Genomic DNA, 4,276 nt, shown 5'->3' on the forward strand with positions numbered 1-4,276 from the left:
GATCGGGCACTGGTCACGCTCCGCGTGACGATCGGGCACTGGTCACGCTCCGCGTGACGATCGGGCACTGGTCACGCTCCGCGTGACGATCGGGCACTCGGGGCGGGCGGCTTGTGGTGCGGGCGAGCGAGGCGCTTGCTGAAGGGTCGGGCCTTGCCCGATGCCCGAGTCGGTCACAACCCGTGGCATGACTGGGCCCACCCTTGGAGGTGCGCCATGAGCGCTCTGTTTGTCGGGTACGCCCGATGCTCCACCGATCAGCAAGACCTCACCGCGCAACGCGACGGGCTCCTCGCCCTTGGCGTCGAGGCCGACCGCATCTACGTCGACCATGGCCTGACCGGCACCAACCGCGAACGGCCTGGACTCCGTGAGGCACTCGCCGCCTGCCGTGCAGGAGACACGCTCGTGGTCACGAAGCTCGATCGTTTGGCCAGGTCCCTGCCGGACGCGCGGGCGATCGCCGACGAGCTGACCACGCGGGAGATCAGCCTCAGCCTCGGCGGGTCGGTCTACGACCCCACCGACGCCGTCGGACGGCTGCTATTCAACGTCCTCGCCATGGTGGCCGAGTTTGAGTCCGACCTGATCAGGCTTCGCACCGTAGAGGGCATGAAGGTGGCGAAAGCCAAGGGCCGGCTGAAAGGCAAGCAGCCTAAGCTCAGCCGCAAGCAGGAGGCGCACCTTGTGTCGCTGGTGCACAGCGGGGAGTACAGCACCCTCGAGGTCGCCGAGCTCTTCGGCGTCGGCCGGTCCACCGTCTACCGGGCGATCGAGCGGCAGCGCACGGCCGCGAAGGCAGAAATCGCTGACGCTTCGGCACGACGCTGACCTCGCATGCTGTCGGCGTTCCGCATCCGACACCCTCGCGAGACGCCGAAGAGCGAAGCTCCCTCGGAGCCCGCCGCTGGGCTCTGCATCCCGGCAACGGTTCCGCTTGGGGGACGTGTCGTCCTCTCCCGGCGCACTCTCAGCCGATGTCCGCATCTCAGTCCGTGAGCCCAGCCTCTCAGATCGGAATGCGGACCGCACCACCAATATCGACACGGCCAGCGTTCAGCTTGGAGTGGCAAGCCGCTGACGTGTCGGCATGGGTGGTGCCTACGAGGCACTCTCGACATCCCGGCCGCCTAGCCCCGGCGGCGCTACCGGTTTCGAGTTCGATGGTGTGCACCATCTTCGTCGCACTGTGGTGGTGCACACCCCGTCGAAAGTCCGCCGGCAACCCGGCCGGGGGGGTCAGACCACGCCGAGGGCGAGCATTGCGTCGGCGACCTGGGTGAAGCCACTGATGTTGGCGCCGGCCACGTAGTCGCCCGGTACGCCGTACTCCTCGGCCGTCATGACGCAGCGCTCGTGGATGCCTGCCATGATCTCAGCCAGCCGCTGCTCGGTGTGCTCGAAGGTCCACGAGTCGCGGGACGCGTTCTGCTGCATCTCCAGCGCACTCGTCGCGACACCGCCTGCGTTCGCGGCCTTGCCAGGGGCGAAGAGCACGCCGGCTTCGGTGAGTAGGTCCACCGCATCCGGCGTGGTCGGCATGTTGGCCCCCTCGGCGACCACCTGGACGCCGTTGCCGACGAGGGCCTTCGCCGCGTCCACCGGCAGCTCGTTCTCGGTGGCACAGGGCAAGGCGACGCTGCAGGGGACGTCCCAGATCGATCCGCCGGACACGAACGAGACGGCGCTGCCCTTGATGTCGGCGTACTCGCTAATTCGACCGCGGCGGACCTCCTTGATCTCGCGCAGCAGGCCGACATCGACTCCGGCCTCATCGACGACGTAACCGGAGGAGTCGGAGGCCGCGACCACGGTACCTCCGAGTTGGTGCACCTTCTCGGTGGCGTAGATAGCCACGTTGCCGGAGCCGGACACGACGACACGTTTGCCGTCGAAGGAGTCTCCTCTGGCGGCGAGCATCTCGTTGACGAAGAAGACGGTGCCGTACCCGGTCGCTTCGGTACGGGCGTGGGAGCCGCCCCAGGTGATCCCCTTGCCGGTGAGTACGCCGGCCTCGTAGCGGTTAGTGATCCGCTTGTACTGTCCGAACAGGTAACCGATCTCACGACCGCCGACACCGATATCACCGGCCGGCACATCGGTGTACTCGCCGATGTGCCGGTACAGCTCGGTCATGAAGGACTGGCAGAAGCGCATGACCTCGCCATCGGAGCGTCCCTTCGGGTCGAAGTCCGAGCCTCCCTTGCCGCCGCCGATCGGCATACCGGTTAGAGCGTTCTTGAAGATCTGCTCGAAGCCGAGGAACTTCACGATCCCGAGGTAGACGCTGGGGTGGAAGCGCAGCCCGCCCTTGTACGGCCCGAGCGCGGAGTTGAACTCGACGCGGAAGCCACGGTTGATCTGCACCTCACCGGAGTCGTCGACCCACGGGACGCGGAAGATGATCTGGCGCTCAGGCTCGCAGATGCGCTCGATGATCGAGGCATCAACGTACTCAGGACGCTTCTCCACCACGGGGCTCAGGCTGCTGAGCACCTCGAAGACCGCTTGATGGAACTCGGTCTCTCCCTGGTTACGGCGCAAAACGTCGGCGTACACAGGTTGAAGCGCAGCGTGCAACGTCTCCATAGATCGTTCCTCTTTCAGATGAAGCCTCACCCTAGGTCAGCACGCCGACCACCCGGGGTGCGGGTGCTCGTAGCGGATGGACTCCCCGGTTGCCCGGTCGATGTGGCTGAGCCGATTGACCCGGCAGCGCACCAGGACCCGTGGACTGTGGATGGCGGGAGGCCGAGTCGTCCGCCGATCTGAACCGGCTCGAGCCTGTACCGCCATCGCAACCGAACGACTTCTTGCGTCAGTCGATCGGGGTCTTGTTCGTGCTGCGGTGAGGACGGCTGGACCGATCGGCCCTCCCGCGCTGGTCACGCTCCGCGTGAGGATCCCCGTCTGGTCACGCTCCGCGTGACGATGGGCTCGCGGAGCGACCCACAGCGGAATGGGCTCGCTCCGCGAGCCCATTCCGCTGTGGGATGACGACTTGGCTGTTTGCTGCTCTCGTCGGTAGACGAATCCACTTGCGAGAATCAAGCCGCTCATGACGAACCCGCATTGCCCAGGCGCCATAGCAGGACGGCAAGGAGGCTGACCGAGGTAGCGGCGGCCGCCAGGAGGATGGCAACGACCGTTTCGGTGAGGTCGCCGACCGCGCCTTGGGACGCGACCAAGATCAGGCCAGGCTTGCGCGCGCAAGGCGGGGAGGGCAGCTGGTGCAGAGCTACTTCGACCTCCTCCACGCTCGGCCCGAAGCCACCCAGGCGAGATCCGGCACGCCGACCGGCAGGCGTTCAAGCGCACCCAGCCCGACGTCGGCGGCACCAGCGCCGCGTTCGCCGACGTACGGGCCGCCTGGCGAACCCCTGGGCGACCCCAGCCGGCGGGCGGCGTAGAACCGGTGGTTGCAGCAGCCACGACCCTCGACGTTGAGGCCCCCTAGGGCCTCCACGCCCAGCACCAGCAGCAGCACCGCTCAACCACCCTCGAGCAGCTGACGCGCGACCCCCACCCCCCAGTACGCACCTTCGCCACCGTCCTCGACGACGCCGGCACCACCGAGGTGTGGGTGGTCAGCACCAAGCCGATCGGACCCCAACGCCGAGTTGTGACGTCGACGCCTACGCCAAGGACTCCGAGCAGCGGTGACCGCGGCCGCATCAGATCCGACCTGACTCTAGGGACCAGGTCGGACGGAGCCCTCCTACCTCACGCCGGCGGGATGCGCCGCCAACCCGTGCCCGTGAGGTAGTCGCGCCTCTGCTGGGACGTCAACGGCTGGTCACCACCTGGACCGGTGTTCGACAAGATTGTGTCCTGTAGCCGCCAGCCCTCGTCCTCCCAGACCACGACATATCGCCGAGTGTCCCAATAGCTCAATCCTTCCGCGAGTGTCGTGACCGATGCGAGCTCGACATCGACCTTGTCCGGGGCTTCGTCTGGGCCGTCAACGGCCGAGCGGATCCACGCCTCCACATCGGTGCGGCGGCGACGCTGTCGCTCGGCCTGGATCAGCTGCTCGCGGTCCTCGATGAGGTAGCGGCGCAGGTCCTCACGCATGCTCCGGGCCGCTAATGCATCGGCGATCTCAGCCGGACCTGGTTCAGCCCGCACGTCGTAGAGCAGCAACCCGGCCTCAAGGGCGAATTGCTCCGCGGCTAGGTGTACCCGGCCATGACGTTGGTTCCAGGCTCAAAGCGTTGACGTAACGAGAACCCCCGAGTGGGCTGTGGCTTGTCGAAGGTCACAACACCCGGAGGTT

General features: G+C 66.8%; 3 protein-coding genes and 1 pseudogene. 1 reads left to right on the plus strand and 3 read right to left on the minus strand.

Annotated elements, in window-relative coordinates:
* Positions 1-216 precede the first annotated feature (216 nt).
* Positions 217-831, plus strand: a complete 615-nt coding sequence (locus tag IG63_RS0120120; RefSeq protein WP_030486123.1) for a recombinase family protein — start codon at positions 217-219, stop codon at positions 829-831.
* Between the two features lie 408 nt (positions 832-1,239).
* On the opposite strand, the gene gdhA is transcribed toward IG63_RS0120120, so the two are convergent.
* The 3 genes and pseudogenes from gdhA to IG63_RS0120135 form a co-directional block, all read right to left on the minus strand.
* Entirely contained in the window at positions 1,240-2,580 is a 1,341-nt protein-coding gene (gdhA, locus tag IG63_RS0120125; RefSeq protein ID WP_425411804.1) for an NADP-specific glutamate dehydrogenase, read from the minus strand.
* A 60-nt stretch (positions 2,581-2,640) separates the two neighbouring features.
* Positions 2,641-2,899, minus strand: a pseudogene (locus IG63_RS23750) (IS481 family transposase); the annotation flags it as partial.
* Positions 2,900-3,723: 824 nt separating this feature from the next.
* Complete coding sequence (locus tag IG63_RS0120135) at positions 3,724-4,143, minus strand: hypothetical protein (RefSeq protein ID WP_157210326.1); 420 nt, start codon at positions 4,141-4,143, stop codon at positions 3,724-3,726.
* Positions 4,144-4,276 lie beyond the last annotated feature (133 nt).

Origin of the sequence: Nocardioides aequoreus (genome assembly GCF_000720335.1) — a bacterium.
GTDB classification, from domain to species: Bacteria; Actinomycetota; Actinomycetes; order Propionibacteriales; family Nocardioidaceae; genus Marmoricola; species Marmoricola aequoreus.